Source organism: Pseudomonas sp. 2822-15 (genome assembly GCF_002742515.1).
Classification (GTDB): domain Bacteria; phylum Pseudomonadota; class Gammaproteobacteria; order Pseudomonadales; family Pseudomonadaceae; genus Aquipseudomonas; species Aquipseudomonas salomonii.
Window position 1 is genome coordinate 693,924 of sequence record NZ_LJRY01000187.1, and the last position, 17,431, is coordinate 711,354.

15 protein-coding genes are annotated in these 17,431 nt (G+C 60.4%); 7 read left to right on the plus strand and 8 right to left on the minus strand.

All coding sequences use genetic code 11. The features are described from left to right. Positions 1-89: 89 nt before the first annotated feature. The 5 genes from AOA59_RS18070 (at position 90) to AOA59_RS18090 (ending at position 7,907) form a co-directional block, all read left to right on the plus strand. Positions 90-371 (plus strand): hypothetical protein, encoded by a 282-nt coding sequence (locus AOA59_RS18070; RefSeq protein ID WP_017138029.1) that lies wholly within the window; start codon positions 90-92, stop codon positions 369-371. A 349-nt stretch (positions 372-720) separates the two neighbouring features. Further along, entirely contained in the window at positions 721-2,526 is a 1,806-nt protein-coding gene (locus AOA59_RS18075) for a phenylacyl-CoA dehydrogenase (protein ID WP_017138032.1), read from the plus strand. A gap of 204 nt (positions 2,527-2,730) precedes the next feature. Then, positions 2,731-4,020: a diguanylate cyclase gene (locus AOA59_RS18080; RefSeq protein ID WP_065929403.1), complete on the plus strand. Its 1,290-nt coding sequence runs from the start codon at positions 2,731-2,733 to the stop codon at positions 4,018-4,020. Between the two features lie 90 nt (positions 4,021-4,110). Next, positions 4,111-5,880: an acyl-CoA dehydrogenase C-terminal domain-containing protein gene (locus AOA59_RS18085; RefSeq protein WP_099488567.1), complete on the plus strand. Its 1,770-nt coding sequence runs from the start codon at positions 4,111-4,113 to the stop codon at positions 5,878-5,880. A 248-nt stretch (positions 5,881-6,128) separates the two neighbouring features. Further along, positions 6,129-7,907, plus strand: coding sequence for an acyl-CoA dehydrogenase C-terminal domain-containing protein (locus AOA59_RS18090; RefSeq protein WP_099488569.1), 1,779 nt, complete (start codon positions 6,129-6,131; stop codon positions 7,905-7,907). Between the two features lie 226 nt (positions 7,908-8,133). On the opposite strand, the gene AOA59_RS18095 is transcribed toward AOA59_RS18090, so the two are convergent. Further along, a complete protein-coding gene (locus AOA59_RS18095; RefSeq protein WP_065929400.1) occupies positions 8,134-9,033 on the minus strand; it encodes a LysR family transcriptional regulator in 900 nt (299 codons plus the stop codon). Positions 9,034-9,242: 209 nt separating this feature from the next. Between AOA59_RS18095 and AOA59_RS18100 the strand changes: the two genes are divergently transcribed. Together AOA59_RS18100 and AOA59_RS18105 are read left to right on the plus strand one after the other, a co-directional pair. Further along, positions 9,243-10,502: an aspartate aminotransferase family protein gene (locus AOA59_RS18100; RefSeq protein WP_099488571.1), complete on the plus strand. Its 1,260-nt coding sequence runs from the start codon at positions 9,243-9,245 to the stop codon at positions 10,500-10,502. 182 nt (positions 10,503-10,684) lie between these two features. Further along, positions 10,685-10,843 carry a YqaE/Pmp3 family membrane protein gene (locus tag AOA59_RS18105; protein WP_003194776.1) on the plus strand — a complete coding sequence of 53 codons (159 nt, stop codon included), beginning with the start codon at positions 10,685-10,687 and terminating at the stop codon, positions 10,841-10,843. A 5-nt stretch (positions 10,844-10,848) separates the two neighbouring features. On the opposite strand, the gene pqqE is transcribed toward AOA59_RS18105, so the two are convergent. From pqqE to AOA59_RS18140, 7 genes are all read right to left on the minus strand, one after another. Beyond that, positions 10,849-11,979 carry a pyrroloquinoline quinone biosynthesis protein PqqE gene (gene pqqE, locus AOA59_RS18110; protein ID WP_099488573.1) on the minus strand — a complete coding sequence of 377 codons (1,131 nt, stop codon included), beginning with the start codon at positions 11,977-11,979 and terminating at the stop codon, positions 10,849-10,851. Further along, a complete protein-coding gene (gene pqqD, locus AOA59_RS18115) occupies positions 11,972-12,247 on the minus strand; it encodes a pyrroloquinoline quinone biosynthesis peptide chaperone PqqD (RefSeq protein WP_099488575.1) in 276 nt (91 codons plus the stop codon). The genes pqqE and pqqD overlap by 8 nt, the downstream gene beginning before the upstream one ends. After that, the gene (gene pqqC, locus AOA59_RS18120) at positions 12,244-12,996 is read right to left on the minus strand and encodes a pyrroloquinoline-quinone synthase PqqC (protein WP_099488577.1); all 753 of its coding nucleotides are present in this window, start codon (positions 12,994-12,996) and stop codon (positions 12,244-12,246) included. The genes pqqD and pqqC overlap by 4 nt, the downstream gene beginning before the upstream one ends. A gap of 11 nt (positions 12,997-13,007) precedes the next feature. Then, positions 13,008-13,919: a pyrroloquinoline quinone biosynthesis protein PqqB gene (gene pqqB, locus AOA59_RS18125; protein WP_099488579.1), complete on the minus strand. Its 912-nt coding sequence runs from the start codon at positions 13,917-13,919 to the stop codon at positions 13,008-13,010. Positions 13,920-13,990: 71 nt separating this feature from the next. Then, entirely contained in the window at positions 13,991-14,065 is a 75-nt protein-coding gene (pqqA, locus tag AOA59_RS18130) for a pyrroloquinoline quinone precursor peptide PqqA (protein ID WP_003194766.1), read from the minus strand. A gap of 158 nt (positions 14,066-14,223) precedes the next feature. Further along, positions 14,224-16,581 carry a pyrroloquinoline quinone biosynthesis protein PqqF gene (pqqF, locus tag AOA59_RS18135; RefSeq protein ID WP_099488581.1) on the minus strand — a complete coding sequence of 786 codons (2,358 nt, stop codon included), beginning with the start codon at positions 16,579-16,581 and terminating at the stop codon, positions 14,224-14,226. A gap of 48 nt (positions 16,582-16,629) precedes the next feature. Then, the gene (locus AOA59_RS18140; protein ID WP_099488583.1) at positions 16,630-17,424 is read right to left on the minus strand and encodes a carbon-nitrogen hydrolase family protein; all 795 of its coding nucleotides are present in this window, start codon (positions 17,422-17,424) and stop codon (positions 16,630-16,632) included. Between the last annotated feature and the right edge of the window lie 7 nt (positions 17,425-17,431).

The following is a 17,431-nucleotide window of genomic DNA, read 5'->3' on the forward strand; positions in this document are numbered from 1 at the left end:
GCATTATGCCATTAGTGTTTTTGACGGGCGTTTTGCCAGGATGTCTGCTTCAATTCAAGTTCACGATTCTCTAAAGGCAGGCTTACGCCATGGAAATCTCTGGAAGCAGCGCGTTTTATTCGGGGCTGAGCACCATTCAGGCCGGGCAGAACCGCGTCGACCAGGCCGCCGGAAAAATTGCCGGCGCCGCGACCACCCAGCCCTCGGATGCACAAAGTGATCGTCTGCAAGCCAACGATCGCGCCCAGCCGTCCAACTCGGCGAGCAACATGGTCGAAATGGCCCAGGGCAAATTCCAAGTGGAGCTGGGCGCGAAAGTCGCCAAGGCTTCGGATGAAATGCTCGGCACCTTGATCGATACCTACGCTTAACTTTTTTTGGGTACACGCCGGCTCTTCTGTGGGAGCTGGCTTGCCTGCGATAGCATCGACTCAATTCTCCTGATACACCGCGGCGCCTGTATCGCAGGCAAGCCAGCTCCCACACAAGCCAGTTCCCACATTGTCCTGTGTCATCTCGTTGAACTTCTAAACTCCTTTTAAGCGTGGCATCCCGCCGCAGGCCTTTCCGTGCATGGCATTGATGCGCGTCATGACAAACGGCGTCGGCGCGATGCTTGACAACCCCAGGTCGTAAACGTATGTTTCAAACACCTGTTTGACCGCCATAACAAATCCACGCGGTTGTTCATCCCAGATACATCAGCAGAGGTTTATCGCTATGCCTGACTACAAGGCCCCCTTGCGTGATATTCGCTTCGTTCGTGACGAACTGCTTGGTTATGAAGCGCACTATCAGAGCCTGCCGGCTTGCCAGGACGCTACCCCGGACATGGTTGACGCCATTCTTGAGGAAGGCGCCAAGTTCTGTGAGCAAGTGCTGGCACCGTTGAACCGCGTGGGTGACATCGAAGGGTGCACCTGGAGCGAGTCAGGCGTAAAAACCCCTACTGGTTTCAAAGAAGCCTACAAACAGTTCGTTGAAGGCGGCTGGCCGAGCCTGGCCCACGACGTGGAGCACGGTGGCCAAGGCCTGCCGGAATCCCTGGGCCTGGCCGTGAGCGAAATGGTCGGCGCCGCCAACTGGTCGTGGGGCATGTACCCTGGCCTGTCCCACGGTGCGATGAACACCATCTCCGAGCACGGCACCCCGCAACAGCAAGACGCTTACCTGACCAAGCTGGTTTCGGGTGAGTGGACCGGCACCATGTGCCTGACCGAGCCGCACTGCGGCACCGACCTGGGCATGCTGCGCACCAAGGCCGAGCCTCAGGCCGACGGTTCCTACAAAGTCTCCGGTACCAAGATCTTCATCTCGGCCGGTGAGCACGACATGGCCGACAACATCGTCCATATCGTACTGGCCCGCCTGCCGGACGCACCGGCCGGCACCAAAGGCATTTCGCTGTTCATCGTGCCTAAATTCCTGCCGAACGCAGACGGTTCGATCGGCGAGCGCAACGCGGTGACCTGTGGCTCCCTGGAACACAAAATGGGCATCCACGGTAACGCCACCTGCGTGATGAACTTCGACGCGGCCACCGGTTTCCTGATCGGCCCGGCGAACAAAGGCCTGAACTGCATGTTCACCTTTATGAACACCGCTCGCCTGGGCACCGCGCTGCAAGGCTTGTCCCACGCTGAAATCGGCTTCCAGGGCGGCCTGAAATACGCTCGCGACCGCCTGCAAATGCGCTCCCTGACCGGCCCGAAAGCGCCAGACAAAGCCGCTGACCCGATCATCGTGCACCCTGACGTGCGCCGTATGCTGCTGACCATGAAAGCCTTCGCTGAAGGCAACCGTGCGATGGTGTACTTCACCGCCAAGCAAGTGGACATCGTCAAGTACGGCACCGACGACGAAGCCAAGAAGCAAGCCGACGGCCTGCTGGCGTTCATGACCCCAATCGCCAAGGCGTTCATGACCGAAGTCGGTTTTGAATCGGCCAACCACGGCGTGCAGATCTACGGCGGCCACGGCTTTATCGCCGAGTGGGGCATGGAGCAGAACGTTCGCGACAGCCGCATCTCGATGCTGTACGAAGGCACCACCGGCATCCAGGCACTCGACCTGCTGGGCCGCAAAGTGCTGATGACTCAAGGCGAAGCGCTCAAAGGCTTCACCAAGATCGTGCACAAGTTCTGCCAGGCCAACGAAGGCAACGAAGCCGTTAAGGAATTCGTTGCACCGCTGGCAGCGCTGAACAAAGAGTGGGGCGAGTTGACCATGAAGGTCGGCATGGCCGCGATGAAAGACCGTGAAGAAGTCGGTGCCGCCTCGGTGGATTACCTGATGTACTCCGGCTACGCGTGCCTGGCTTACTTCTGGGCCGACATGGCACGCCTGGCAGCCGAAAAACTGGCTGCCGGCACCACCGAAGAGGCGTTCTACACCGCCAAGCTGCAGACTGCGCGCTTCTACTTCCAGCGCATCCTGCCGCGTACCCAGACCCATAAGGTCACCATGCTGTCGGGCGCCAACAACCTGATGGACATGAAAGAAGAAGACTTCGGCCTGGCTTACTAAGCCCTGCCGGTCTCTTGAAAGCCGCCGCTTCTTTTGGAAGCGGCGGTTTTTTTATGCGGCGATAAAAAACACAGCACAGCACTCAGGGATTGCGCCTGGCTGCCGTTACAGTGATGGCAATGTGATACAGGTCACATTGAATGTGCTTAACTGTGCTCAGTGAAGGCACTGTGCCATCTTTCTGAGCGGGTCGGAGCTTTACCCTTGTCACGCGTGTCCGCTGTTCGTTTCAGTCATTTTCTTCCTTCGTTACTGCTGTTGCTGGCCGGGCTCTCGGCTGCGTATATCAAAGACCTCAGCGTGTTTTTCACCTCGCTGTTCAATGTGTTGCCGACCTTGGTGCTGTTGCTCGGCGGTGCCTACTGCGCGGTGTATCGGCGCCAGCGCGAGCTGTTTTTGATGATCACGGTGTACGTCGTTTACTTCCTGCTCGACACCCAGACCGACTACTACCGCGACAACGGCCGCGTGCGCGAAGACGCCGCCGTGGTGTTCCATCTGTGTTGCTTGCTGTTGCCTCTGCTGTTCAGCATCTACGCGCTGTGGCAGGAGAAAACCCACCTGTTCCGCGACTTCGTGGCGCGCTGCGCCGTGCTCTTTGCCTTTTGCAGCGTGGCCCTGGCACTTGAGCAGAGTTTTCCCCAGGCCTTGCTGAACTGGCTGGCGGAGATTCGCTGGCCGGCGCTGCATGGCAGTTGGATGAGCCTGATCCAGCTGTCGTACCCGATGTTCCTGATGGGTTTTGTCACCCTGGCGGCGCAGTACTGGTATCAGCCACGGCCCTTGCACGCCGCACAACTGGTGGGTTTGCTGGGGCTGTTCTGGATGCTGCCGCAAACGTTCATCCTGCCGTTCACCCTGAACATCATGTGCAGCCAGGTAATGCTGATGATTGCCGCGGGCGTGGCGCACGAGGCTTATCAGATGGCCTTCCGGGATGAACTCACCGGCTTGCCGGGGCGGCGCGCGCTCAACGAACGCATGCAGCGGCTGGGGCGCAATTATGTGTTGGCGATGAGTGACGTCGATCACTTCAAGCGCTTTAACGACACCCACGGCCATGATGTCGGTGACCAGGTGCTGCGGCTGGTGGCCAGCAAATTGTCGAAGGTCAATGGCGGCGGGCGTGCCTATCGTTATGGCGGGGAGGAGTTTGCCGTGGTGTTCGCCGGCAAGACGTTGGACGAGTGCATGCCGCACCTGGAAGAGATCCGCGAGATCATCGCCAACTACGACATCAAGTTGCGCAACCCGGACCGCCCCCACGATGACCAACAGGGCCGCCAACGCCGGGCGGGCAGTGGCGCCTCGAGTGTGTCGGTGACGGTCAGCATCGGCGTGGCCGAGCGCCAGGCCGAACAGCGCACGCCCGAAGAAGTGCTCAAGTCCGCCGACCAGGCGCTCTACGCCGCCAAGGGCGCCGGGCGTAACTGCGTGGTCGCCTCCGGCCAGAACCGCCGTGGCGCGGTGCGCATGGAGAGCGCTGCCGGTTGAGTGATGGCGGTGTATTCAGCGGTTCTACAGTGATTGTTCGAGGCGGTGGCCGGCAGTAGGTTGAAGGCATCTGCTGCCGGAGACATTGCCATGCCTGAGTACAAAGCTCCCCTGCGCGACATGCGCTTTCTGATCGACAACGTGTTTGATTTTCACGGCCACTACGCCGCGTTGGGCGCGACCGACGCAAGCCCCGATATGGTCAGCGCGATCCTCGAAGAAGGCGCCAAATTCTGCGAAAACGTGCTGTCGCCACTTAATCGCAGTGGCGATGAAGAGGGCTGCCACTTCGACAACGGCGTGGTCACCACGCCCAAGGGCTTCAAGGAAGCCTTTGCCCAATACGTGGAAGGCGGCTGGCATGGCGTAGCGGCGGACCCGGCCTACGGTGGCCAGGGCTTGCCGCTGTCCCTGGGGCTGGTGCTCAGCGAGATGATCGGCTCCAGCAACACCTCCTGGGGCATGTACCCGGGGCTCACCCACGGCGCCATGTCGGCGATCCACGCCCACGGCACCGAGGAGCAGAAAACCACGTTCCTCAGCAAACTCACCGCCGGCGAATGGACCGGCACCATGTGCCTCACCGAAGCCCATTGCGGCACTGACCTGGGCCTGATCAAGACCCGCGCCGTGCCCCAGGCGGATGGCAGTTACGCGGTCACCGGCAGCAAGATCTTCATCTCGGCCGGCGAGCACGACATGAGCGCCAATATCATTCACTTGGTGCTGGCCAAACTGCCGGACGCACCGGCGGGCACCAAGGGCATCTCGTTGTTTATCGTGCCCAAGTTCCATGCTGATTCAGGCAAGCGCAACGCGGTGCACTGCGGTTCCATCGAGCACAAGATGGGCATCAAGGCCTCGGCAACCTGCGTGCTGAACTTCGACGGCGCCAAGGGCTTTTTGATTGGCGAGGCGAACAAGGGCCTCAATTGCATGTTCACCATGATGAACCACGCGCGCCTGGGTACAGGCATGCAGGGTTTGTGCAATGGTGAGGCGAGTTTTCAGGGCGCGATCAAATACGCCAACGACCGCCTGCAAATGCGCTCGCTGACCGGCGCCAAGGCCCCGGATAAAGCCGCCGACCCGATCATTGTGCACCCCGACGTGCGGCGCATGTTGCTGACCATGAAGGCCTTCAACGAAGGCAATCGGGCGCTGACCTACTTCACTGCCCAACTGCTCGACACCGCGCACTTGAACAGTGACGCCGCCCAACGCCAGGAGGCCGAAGACCTGTTGGCGTTCCTCACCCCTATCTGCAAAGCCTTTATGACCGAAACCGGGCTGGAGGTGACCAACCACGGTATGCAGGTGTTCGGCGGCCATGGCTACATTCGCGAATGGGGCATGGAGCAACTGGCGCGTGATGCGCGGATTGCGCCGATCTATGAAGGCACCAATGGCATTCAGGCGCTCGACTTGCTGGGCCGTAAAGTGCTGGGCAGCCAGGGCAAATTGCTGCGCGGGTTTACCAAGCTTGTGCATAAGTTCTGCGCGGCGAATGCCGAGCACCCGCAGCTCAAGGCCCATGTTGAGCAGCTCAATCAACTGAACCAGCAATGGGGCGAGCTGACGATGAAGGTCGGCATGGCCGCCATGAAAAACCCGGATGAGGTGGGCGCGGCGGCGGTGGATTATTTGATGTACAGCGGTTACATCATTCTGGGGTATCTGTGGTTGCGCATGGCCATTGCGGCCCAGTCGCATGACGACGCAGCGTTCGCCCAAGCCAAATTGGCCACCTGCGATTTCTACTTCAAGCGCCTGTTGCCGCGTACTGCAACGCACCGCGCCGCTGTGGAGGCGGGCAGTGAGTGCCTGATGAGCTTGCCGGCGCAGTTGTTTGCGCTGTAAAGGCGACTGATTCACTGTGGTCAAAATGTGGGAGCTGGCTTGCCTGCGATGGCATCAATTCGGTGTAACTGATGTACCGAGGTGTTCGCATCGCAGGCAAGCCAGCTCCCACATTAGCTCTTCGTGTGACCCGAAAATACTTGCTGGTCACTAACGGACCCTATGTGTCTCAAATGTTGTTCGGGTACACTCGGAGCCTGTAAAACCGATCCTATCGAATCACTTTTCCTGTTCTCACGAGGTTTGCCATGGCTGATTACAAAGCGCCGCTGCGTGATATGCGCTTCGTCCTCAACGAAGTTTTTGAGGTCGCCAACACCTGGGCCCAATTGCCGGCATTGGCAGACACCGTAGATGCCGAAACCGTTGAGGCGATCCTTGAGGAGGCCGGCAAGGTCACGGCCAAATCCATCGCGCCCCTCAGCCGTAATGGCGACGAACAAGGTTGCCGTTGGGCGGACACTGCCGTCAGCACCCCGGATGGTTTCCCACAGGCCTATAAGACCTACGCCGAAGGTGGCTGGGTGGGCGTAGGCGGCGACCCGATCTTCGGCGGCATGGGCATGCCCAAGGCAGTGTCGGCCCAGGTTGAAGAGATGATTAACTCGTCGAGCCTGGCGTTTGGCCTGTACCCGATGCTGACCTCCGGCGCCTGTGTTTCCATCAACACCCACGCCAGCGAAGCGCTCAAGGCCACCTACCTGCCGAAAATGTATTCGGGTGAGTGGGCAGGTTCCATGTGCCTGACCGAAGCGCACGCCGGTACCGATCTGGGCATTATCCGTACCAAGGCTGAACCTCAGGCGGACGGCTCCTATACCATCAGTGGCACCAAGATCTTTATCACCGGCGGCGAGCATGACCTCACCGACAACATCATTCACCTGGTGTTGGCCAAGTTGCCGGATGCGCCGGCCGGGCCAAAGGGCATCTCGCTGTTTCTGGTGCCGAAGTTCATGGTCAATGCCGATGGCAGCCTGGGCGCGCGCAACCCGGTGAGCTGCGGCTCCATCGAACACAAGATGGGCATCCAGGCGTCCGCGACCTGCGTGATGAACTTCGATGAAGCCGTGGGTTACCTGGTAGGCGAGCCGAACCGTGGCTTGGCGGCGATGTTCACCATGATGAACTACGAGCGTTTGGGCGTGGGTATCCAGGGCCTGGCGTCGGGAGAGCGCTCTTATCAGAACGCGATTGAATACGCGCGCGATCGTCTGCAGAGCCGCTCACCGACCGGCGCCCAGGCCAAGGACAAAGTGGCCGACCCGATCATCGTGCACCCGGATGTGCGCCGCATGTTGCTGACCATGAAAGCGTCGAACGAAGGCGGTCGCGCGTTCTCCACCTACGTGGCCACCCAATTGGACATCGCCAAGTTCAGTGAAGATGCCGCCGTCCGCGAACGTGCGGACAACCTGGTGGCGCTGCTGACACCTGTTGCCAAAGCCTTCCTCAGCGACCTTGGCCTGGAAACCACCGTGCTCGGCCAACAGATCTTTGGCGGCCACGGCTACATCCGCGAGTGGGGCCAGGAGCAGTTGGTGCGTGATGTGCGCATCACCCAGATCTACGAAGGCACCAACGGCATTCAGGCGCTGGACTTGATGGGGCGCAAGATCGTCGGCAGCGGCGGGGCGTTCTACACCTTGTTTGCTGACGAGATCCGCCAGTTCATCGCGGCTTCAGGCGCCGAGCTGGCTGAATTCACCCGACCGCTCAGCGCTGCCGTGGATAATCTCGATGAGTTGACCGCCTGGGTACTGGACCGCGCCAAAACCAACCCGAATGAAATCGGCGCGGCTTCGGTTGAGTACCTGCATGCCTTTGGCTACATGGCCTATGCCTATATGTGGGCGCGCATGGCCAAGGCTGCGTTGGGCAAAGAGGCTGAAGAAGACTTCTACGCCAGCAAGCTGGGCACCGCGCGCTTCTACTTTGCCCGCCTGCTGCCGCGTATTCATTCGCTGAGTGCTTCGGTGAAAGCCGGTAGCGAATCATTGTTTTTGCTGGATGAAGCACTGTTCTAAGGGCTTGGAGGGCGTGTAAGCATTCTCTTACATGACGTGCTGCTATTCGTCCTCTATCGCCAAATTGGATCCACGGATAATCTACTTCACATGGACGTCGCGCAGGAAGCGCAAAGCAACAACACGGACACGTAGGATTCTGCCAGGACGGCGGAGTGAAATGGATGTCAGGGAAACAGTCTGCAAAGCCCCGCTTCGGCGGGGTTTTCTTTTGCCCGCGAAAAAGTCAGGCGCTTGCCTGCGGGGCATTCATCACATCTTCCAGCAAGGTGCGCAACAACGCTACCGTCGCTTGCTGGCGCTGGACGTCGCGGCACACCAGGCCCACCTTTAGCGGCACTCTTGGTTCACTCAACGGCTTCCACAGCAGCGCCTTGCTGTTGTGCTCATCCTGGGAGCGCCCCGGCAATACGGTGGCGAGCTGGGTATGGGGCAGGCTGTCGAGAATCCCGACCATCGTATTCAACTCCGCCTGCACCTGAGGCCGTCGTCCTAAATTGGATAACTGGCCTTGCCAGATCTGCCGCACCTGAAACTCTTCCCCCAACAGCAGCATCGGCAGCTCGGCCGCCTGTTTCAGCGAGACTTTCTTGAATTCCCGCAGTGGATGGTCTTCGGGAATGACCACCTTCAGTTCATCTTCGTACAGCAACACGCCCGTTAACCCCGGCTGGCGGGGTGGCAGGTAGCTGATGCCGATATCCAACGAGCCGTTGAGCAAGCGCCGCTCGATCTCAAGCCCGGTCAATTCATAGATCTGCACGACCAGGTGCGGCTGGGCTTTGCGCACGCGCTCGAGCATCTGCGGGACCAGGCTGGTGTGCACGGTTTGCAGCACGCCAATGGCCAAGGTGCGCATCGCCTGGCCCTTGAAGTTGCGCAAGGCCTCGACGGCTTGCTGCATACCATCGATGAGCGGCAATGCGTGGTTGTACAAGGTGTGTGCTGCCAATGTCGGCAACAGGCGCTTGCTGCTGCGCTCGAACAGGCTGACATCCAGGTTCTGTTCCAATTGGCGAATCTGTTGTGACAGGGCCGGTTGCGAGATCGACAGGCGCTCCGCAGCACGGCCCACGTGGCCTTCCTCATACACCGCGACGAAATAACGCAGTTGCTTGAAATCCATAAGACTTACTTATCGAAAAAGCTGGAAAATCGAAATGGCCGATGGCCCCTCGGGCGCCTAGTCTAGCGCCTATTCGCAGGGCTTACAGGGCCGGATCGGGCAATGAATAGCGTTTATGTTGATGGCGTTTACATAGGCAAGGCAAAAAACCTCAAGGGCGTGTTTGTACGGGGCATCGACCAAGGTCCGGTTGCCATCGGGGGTGATCTGTGAATCTGTTTCGTCGCCCTGCGCCGAGCCTGGACGATTTGATCGTGGATACGCGCCATGACGGCTCGAGTAAATCCCTGATGCCGACTGTGGCAAGGCCCGCGCAGGTGTTTGTGCGTGGCCAGGGCCCGTGGCTGTGGGACAGCGACGAGCGCGCCTACCTGGATTTCAGCCAGGGCAGCGCCGCCAACAGCCTCGGCCATAGCCCGCAGGTATTGATCAAAGCCCTGGCCGATCAGACTCATATGCTCATCAACCCTGGCAATGGCCTGCACAACCGCGCCCAACTGAACCTCGTCGACCAGCTGTGCGACCACACCGGCAGCGACCAGGGTTACCTGCTCAACAGCGGCTCGGAAGCCTGTGAAGCCGCGATCAAACTGGCGCGTAAATGGGGCCAGCTGTATCGCGGTGGTGCCTATCGCATTATCAGCGCCAGCGGCGGCTGTCATGGGCGAAGCTTTGCGGCGTTGGCAGCCTCGACGAGTGCCGGCGGCAACCGTTTTGAGCCGCAACTGGCGGGTTTCAGCCATGTTCCCTTCAACGACTTGCCGGCGCTGCACGCCGCCGTCGATGCCCAAACGGTTGCCATCATGTTGGAGCCGATCCAGAGTGAAGCTGGCGTTATTCCTGCCACCGAGCACTATTTGAAGGGAGTCGAGCGGCTGTGCCGTGAACTGGGGATCCTGCTGATCCTCGATGAAGTGCAAACCGGCATGGGGCGTTGCGGCAGCCTGCTGGCCGAACAACAGTACGGCGTGCGTGCCGACCTCATCACCCTCGGAAAAGGCCTGGGCGGCGGTGTGCCGCTGGCGGCGTTGCTGGCGCGCGGCAAGGCTTGTTGTTTCGAAGCGGGGGAATTGGCGGGGACGCATCACGGCAATGCACTGATGGCGTCTGCCGGTGTTGCCGTACTCGACACCGTGCTGGAAAGCGGTTTTCTTGAGCAGGTACGCGAATCCGGCCTGTACCTGGGAGAAGGCCTTGCCCGGCTGGCCTACCGCTACGGCCATGGGCAACTACGCGGCAACGGACTCCTGTGGGGCCTGACACTGTCAGATGATTCTGCGGATGCCGTGGTAAAGGCTGCATTGCACGAAGACCTGATCCTTATCGCCCCGCAACCCGACTGTTTGCGTTTTACTCCAGCCTTGAACGTGAGCAAAAGCCACATCGACGAAATGCTCCTGCGCCTGGCGCGCGCGTTCTCCCGCGTGCGTACCGCCCAACTGCAATGTCGCAAGGGCATCGCCGTTTAACCTCATATTCCTGAACCGTCTCGCGGCATACGCGGCGCCCCCAGCCTGATTCTTTTGGCTGGGGGCGTTTTTTTGTCTGCTCTCTTCAGGATGGCCCAACGCCAGATCCCACTGAACCCTCACGAACGCCCAAGGTCGATTAGCTACACGGCTCACACGAGCCGATTTTTTGGAGCTTACCCATGGACATCATTCGTATCATCATCGCCATTCTGCTGCCGCCATTGGGTGTGTTCCTGCAAGTGGGTTTCGGCGGGGCGTTCTGGCTGAACATCCTGCTGACCCTGTGCGGTTACTTCCCCGGCATCATCCACGCGGTGTACATCATCGCCAAGCGCTGAGGCCGTCAGCCTTTTGCGATGAGCCGTGAATTGCGCTCGTTGCGAAAGGCCAACTGCTCGATGGTCTGGGTGGCATGCTCGGCTTCTTCCCGCGCCTTGAGGATGATGCCGTGCTGCTCGGACTTGCTGCACACCGGGTCGGCGTTGCTCGCATCACCCGTGAGCATGAACGCCTGGCAACGGCAGCCGCCGAAGTCCTTTTCCTTTTCATCGCATGAACGGCACGGCTCGGGCATCCAGTCGTAGCCGCGAAAACGGTTGAAGCCGAACGAGTCGTACCAGATGTGCTGCATGCTGTGGTCGCGCACATTGGGAAATTGCACCGGCATCTGTCGGGCGCCATGACAGGGCAGGGCGGTGCCGTCCGGTGTGACGGTCAGAAAAATACTGCCCCAGCCGTTCATGCAGGCTTTTGGGCGTTCTTCGTAGTAATCCGGCGTCACGAAGATCAGCTTGCACGGGTGGCCTTCGGCTTCGAGCTTGGCGCGGTATTCGTTGGTGATGCGTTCGGCGCGTACCAGCTGTTCCCGGGTCGGCAGCAAGCCCACACGATTGAGCTGCGCCCAGCCGTAGAACTGGCAAGTGGCGAGTTCGACGAAGTCTGCCTCCAGGGCAATGCACAGTTCGATAATGCGATCGATCTTGTCGATATTGTGCCGATGGGTAACGAAATTCAGCACCATCGGGTAGCCGTGGGCCTTCACTGCGCGGGCCATTTCCAGCTTTTGCGCGAAGGCTTTTTTCGAGCCGGCCAGCAGGTTGTTCACCTGCTCATCGCTGGCCTGGAAACTGATCTGGATATGGTCCAGGCCAGCCTTTTTGAAGTCGCTGATTTTCTGCTCGGTAAGGCCGATGCCAGAAGTGATGAGGTTGGTGTAGAAACCCAGCTTGCGCGCCTCGGCGATCAGTTCGGCAAGGTCCTGGCGCACCAGCGGTTCACCGCCGGAAAACCCCAGCTGCGCAGCGCCCATTTCCCGCGCTTCGCGAAACACCTTGATCCACTGCTCGGTGCTCAGCTCTTTACCCTGCTCGGCAAAATCCAGCGGGTTGGAGCAATACGGGCACTGCAACGGGCAGCGGTAAGTCAGCTCGGCAAGCAACCACAGTGGCAGGCCGATCGGTGGCTTTTCAGGCAAGTTCGATCCAGTGCTTAGCACGGGCGACCTCCATGAAATCCTCAATGTCTTTACCGAGTTCAGGCACGCCGGGGAATTGTTTATCCAGCTCGGCGATGATGGCGGCCACGTCGCGCTCGCCGTCGATCAGCCCGCCGATCAAGGCGGCGCTGTCGTTGAGCTTGATCATGCCTTCGGGGTAGAGCAGCACGTGGCCTTTTTGCGCCGGTTCGTACTGGTAGCGATAGCCCTGGCGCCAGCTCGGTGTTTTGCTGCGATCAAAGCTCATAGGGTGATCCCTTTATGCCAGACCCGCTGTTCGGTCACGCTGTGATACGGCGGGCGTTTAAGTTCGTAGGCCATGCTCATGGCATCCAGCATGCTCCACAGAATGTCGAGTTTGAACTGCAGAATTTCCAGCATGCGTGTCTGGCCTTCGCGGGTGGTGTAGTGCCGCAGCGTGATCGCCAAACCATGTTCCACATCACGACGGGCCTGGCCCAAACGCGTACGGAAATACTCATAACCGGCCGGGTCGATCCACGGGTAGTGCTGCGGCCAACTGTCGAGGCGCGACTGGTGGATCTGCGGTGCGAACAGTTCGGTCAGCGAGCTGCTGGCGGCTTCCTGCCAGCTGGCGCGGCGGGCAAAGTTGACATAGGCATCCACCGCAAACCGTACGCCGGGCAGCACCAGCTCCTGAGAGCGCAGCTGGTCGGGGTCGAGGCCGACGGCCTGGCCCAGGCGCAACCAGGCTTCAATACCGCCGTCTTCACCGGGCGCGCCGTCGTGGTCGAGCAGGCGCTGGATCCACTCGCGGCGGATCTCGCGGTCGGGGCAGTTGGCCAGGATCGCAGCGTCTTTGAGCGGAATGTTCACCTGATAGTAGAAACGGTTGGCGACCCAGCCCTGGATTTGCTCGCGGGTGGCGCGGCCTTCATACATCGCCACGTGATACGGGTGATGGATATGGTAGAAGGCGCCCTTGGCCCGCAGTGCGGCTTCGAACTCGGCGGTGGTCAACGGTGTGTCAGTCACTTCGTCTGCTCCTACAATTCAATGCTCATGCCGTCGTAAGCCACTTCGACATTGCGCCGCACCAGCTCGGCGCGCTCGGGGGAGTCTTCGTCGAGGATAGGGTTGGTGTTGTTGATGTGGATCAGCACCTTGCGCTGCTTGGGTAGCTGCTCCAGTACTTCGAGCATGCCGCCGGGGCCGTTCTGCGCCAGGTGGCCCATCTCGCGGCCGGTGCGGGTGCCGACGCCACGGCGCTGCATTTCATCGTCGTCCCACATCGTGCCGTCTACGAGCAGGCAGTCGCTGCCCGCCATGATTTCCAGCAGCGGCGCGTCGACTTTGCCCAGGCCCGGCGCATAGAACAGCTTGCCGCCGGTGCGCAGGTCTTCGACGATCAGGCCGATGTTGTCGCCTGGGTGCGGGTCGAAGCGGTGCGGCGAGTAGGGCGGTGCGGCGCTGCGTAGTGGCAGCGGGGTGAAGCGCAGGTTCGGGCAGGCCGGGATGGTGAAGCTGGCGTCCAGCTCGATACGGTTCCAGGCCAGGCCGCCGTTCCAGTGGGTCAACATGCTGAACAGCGGGAACCCGGTGCTGAGGTCTTCATGGACCATGTCGGTGCACCACACCTGATGCGGACAACCTTCGCGCAAGCTCAACAGGCCGGTGGTGTGATCGATCTGGCTGTCCATCAGGATGATTGCGCTGATGCCGGTATCGCGCAGGGCACGGCCGGGTTGCATGGGCGCAAAGCCTTGCAGTTGCGCACGGATATCCGGCGAAGCATTGCACAGCACCCAGTTCACGCCATCGTCGGAAATCGCGATGGACGATTGGGTACGCGCCTGGGCGCGCAGGCTGCCGTCGCGAAAGCCTGCGCAGTTCACGCAGTTGCAGTTCCACTGCGGGAAGCCACCGCCGGCGGCGGAACCTAGAATCTGGACAAACATGATTGCTCCATCACGCAAAGCTCAAAACAAAAACGCCCCGGGCGAACCGAGGCGTTGTATTACTCAGCCAATCAACGGCTGGCGAAGTACATGGTGACTTCGAAACCGATACGCAGATCAGTGTAAGCGGGTTTGGACCAGGTCATATTCATACTCCTACCAAGGGATGGGACGTTCACTACCAAGTAATACATATAGTCCACCTCCTATCGGAGATGTTCAGATATTGCGTATGAATATTACGCAATTATTTTCAAGTTAGCGCTGTCTTGACGGAAAAAGCCTGTTGCAGGGTTGGCAACGATCAGCCTGCTGGTTGCCAGGAATCGTTGATTCGCGGGCCGTTGGCCACACAGCGCCAGCCGCCTGAGGCATCGTTGAGTTGCTGTGCGGCGTGCTGCAGATCCTCGCGTGTGCGGTTTTGTATCAAGTGTTGTAGCTGGTCCAGGTAACCCGCCGGATGGCCCGCCAACTGCGCCTGCCACAGCAGCTCGGCGGCTTGGCTAAGGGGCAGTTGCTGGGCACTGAATTGCTGCGCCAGGGGCTGGTTGCCCAGGTCTGGGCTGCTGTCGATTAACGTCGGTAGCTGCTTCAGAAAGGTCTGCAGGTGATCGACGATCCCGCTCAGTGAAACGCTGGGGGACTGCACGCCAAACAGCAATCCGGTTTGTCCGTTGATCTGTCGGATACTGCTGAATACTGCGTAGCCAATTTGCAGCTCGACCCGCAGACGCTGGTAAAACGGCCCGTGCAGCAGATGCCCAAGCAGTCGCCAGGCGGCTTCATCGGCCACGGTTAGCGTCGGCGCTGGGCAAAACAGCAGCAAAGCCGCGTCGTTGGCGTCTGTTTTCACCCTGTGCCAGAGCTTCTGGCCGTCGAGGGTTGGCGGTGTGTGCTCAATACTTGCTGCCTGCCCAGGCAGCCGCGCTGCGGCGATTTTGATCGCGGCTTCACAAGCGGCCGGTAACCCAACGCCGAGCCCATGCCATCGAGCAGTCGCCCATGACACTGGCCCGGAGTGAGTGCCGCTGCAGCAAGTCGGCAGCGCCTTGAGCAACGCTCGGATGGCGATCATCGGTGTTGCGGCGGGGGCGGCTTCCGGCGGTTGGCTTAAGCGCTGCGCCAAGGCGTCCAGCACTGCCGGCATCGGTTCGTGAAGACCGATCATCTTCACCAGCCACTCATTGCCGATCGTTTCGAAAGACAACTCAACACCCGCTTGACGAGCGTTCTCGCGCAGCGTCTGCAACCCGTGTTCCAGCCCTGCGGGCGCGGCGTAATCAAACCGCCATTGCAGATACAGCGCACCTTCATCGGTGTCATCCGCCAATGCCTGGCTGAATGTCAGCGCCGACACCTCCCGACGGCCTCTGGAACGGTCTTGGGCGAAGGTACGCAACCCCCGGTGGGCGCTGGTCTGGCCGCGGATTAGCCCGGCGCGTTGTTCTTTGGCAGCTGGACGCAGGAACGGGTTGCTGGGCGGCAACTGCCAAAGGTGTTCGGACGGTTCAAGGTGCAGCGAATCCAGCAGCGCTTTCAGTGCGGCAGCGCCCTGTTCCGACAGGTCTTCACGTTCATTTCGCACCGCTGCCAGTGCGCTTTGGATCTGTTGCTGACGGGCGTTCTGCAAGGCGTACTCTTCGCGCAAAGGTGTCCAATCGCTGTGTGCGAAAAAGCCCAGCCAGTCGTGCAACAACGCTTCGATTTGCGTAGCCGAATCGCCTTGAGTATCGAGGGTAAAGTCGATATCCAATACGGCTTGCCCGGCAAACGCATAAAGCACGGTCGCCTGCATGGCATTGGCCAGCTTTCGTGCTTTCAGCTCGGCCAGCAAACCACCCGGCGCCGCAGCGTTGAGCCAGGTGCAGAGAAACTCCAGTGCTTGGCGGGGCGCGTCACAGGTAATGACGCGGTGCAGGTGATTATTGGCGACGTGTTGATAGCCCCGCGCGTGGCCTGGCATCAATGCTGGCGGTGCGGTTTGGGGGCGCAGAGGGCCAGGGGCCAATTCTTCGCTGAAACGCTGGGCCAACGTTCGCAGTTCTTCCAGAGACTGCGGGCCGGCAAGACTCAATGTCATCTGCCCGCTCTGATAGAACGCGGTGTGAAACTCCCGCAGTGCCTGCTGAAATGCCTCACGTTCCAACGGCAGGCTATCCCGATTACCAGCGTGAAAACCGCGCAGTGGATGGTCCGCCGCCAAACCTTCCAGCAGCGCAACCTGCTGCTGCGCCTTGGCATCCTGCGACCAGGCTACGAACTCCGCCTGCAGCACTTCGCGCTCACGCAGTTGGTCTTCAATCGTCAGGCGCGGATGGGTCAACATATCCGCCAGCCGCTCGAGCCCACCGGCAAAGGTTGGCACCGGCAATTCAAAGAAGAAGTCCGTGGTGCGCTCGCGAGTACTGGCGTTGACCTGCCCACCCTGGCGCTGCACGTAGGCCATCAAGCCTTCGCCTGTGGGAAAACGCGCGGTGCCGAGAAACAGCAAATGCTCAAGAAAATGCGCCAAGCCCGGCCACGCCAATGGCACGTCATGGCTGCCGGCGGCTACGCGCAACATGGCAGCGCAACGCTTCAGGCGCGGCGCGTGACGCAAGGAAACCCGCAGGCCGTTGGCCAGGGTCAAGTCAAGGTGATGAGGGTGGGCCGGCGCAGGCATGGGCACTTCCGAAACGTAGAATGTGCCTATGCTAACAAACCGTCTGGCTCAGGGCTTGTGCAGCGCGCCGTACAGCTCTGGGCGACGGTCTTGCAGGTAGTGATTGGCCACGCGGGCATCCAGGATCAACTGGCGATCCAGTGTACCGACGATCAACGCTTCATCCAGCCCCGCCTGGGCGATTCGCTGGCCATTGGGCGCAGCAATACTGCTTTGCCCGCAGTACTGAATCTCGCCTTCGTGCCCGCAGTAGTTGGCGTAGGCCACATAGCACTGGTTTTCAAAGGCCCGCGCCCGTACGGTCACGTCGGCAACAAAGTCGAACGGCACCATATTGGCCGTCGGCACCAGGATCACCTCGGCACCGGCCAGGGCCAGGCGTCGCGTGTTTTCCGGGAACTCCAGGTCGTAGCAGATCAGAAAACCCAGCCTCCAGCCGTTAAGCTCCACCAGCGGGAAATCATCTTCCCCGGCGCTGAACATCGAGTGGTCCAGGTCGCCAAACAGGTGAGTCTTGCGGTAGTTGCACAGGCGCTGGCCGTGGGCATCGATCAATTGCACGGCGTTGTAGATCTGCCCGTCCTCAGCCCGCTCCGGGTACCCGTAGAGAATGGCCAGGCCGGCGCTTTTGGCCAGTTCGGCAATCGCCTGTGCCGACGGCCCATCCTGGGCTTCGGCGAGTGCGCCCACCGCTTCCGCGCCAATGTTGTAGCCGCTGAGGAACATCTCCGGCAGCACCAGCACGTTGGCACCGCTCGCTTCATGCGCCAATTGATGCAGGCGCTTGAGGTTGCCGGCCACATCCAGCGGCAGCGGTGGGCATTGGTACAGGGCGACACGCATGCTTAAC

Excerpts from the sequence above, each read along its gene's own strand:
- AOA59_RS18070 (WP_017138029.1), top strand. The coding sequence starts at position 90 with ATGGAAATCTCTGGAAGCAGCGCGTTTTATTCGGGGCTGAGCACCATT.
- pqqD (WP_099488575.1), bottom strand. The coding sequence starts at position 12,247 with ATGAGCTTTGATCGCAGCAAAACACCGAGCTGGCGCCAGGGCTATCGC.
- AOA59_RS18075 (WP_017138032.1), top strand. The coding sequence starts at position 721 with ATGCCTGACTACAAGGCCCCCTTGCGTGATATTCGCTTCGTTCGTGAC.
- AOA59_RS18095 (WP_065929400.1), bottom strand. The coding sequence starts at position 9,033 with ATGGATTTCAAGCAACTGCGTTATTTCGTCGCGGTGTATGAGGAAGGC.
- AOA59_RS18140 (WP_099488583.1), bottom strand. The coding sequence starts at position 17,424 with ATGCGTGTCGCCCTGTACCAATGCCCACCGCTGCCGCTGGATGTGGCC.
- AOA59_RS18085 (WP_099488567.1), top strand. The coding sequence starts at position 4,111 with ATGCCTGAGTACAAAGCTCCCCTGCGCGACATGCGCTTTCTGATCGAC.
- AOA59_RS18090 (WP_099488569.1), top strand. The coding sequence starts at position 6,129 with ATGGCTGATTACAAAGCGCCGCTGCGTGATATGCGCTTCGTCCTCAAC.
- pqqF (WP_099488581.1), bottom strand. The coding sequence starts at position 16,581 with ATGCCTGCGCCGGCCCACCCTCATCACCTTGACTTGACCCTGGCCAAC.
- pqqB (WP_099488579.1), bottom strand. The coding sequence starts at position 13,919 with ATGTTTGTCCAGATTCTAGGTTCCGCCGCCGGCGGTGGCTTCCCGCAG.
- AOA59_RS18105 (WP_003194776.1), top strand. The coding sequence starts at position 10,685 with ATGGACATCATTCGTATCATCATCGCCATTCTGCTGCCGCCATTGGGT.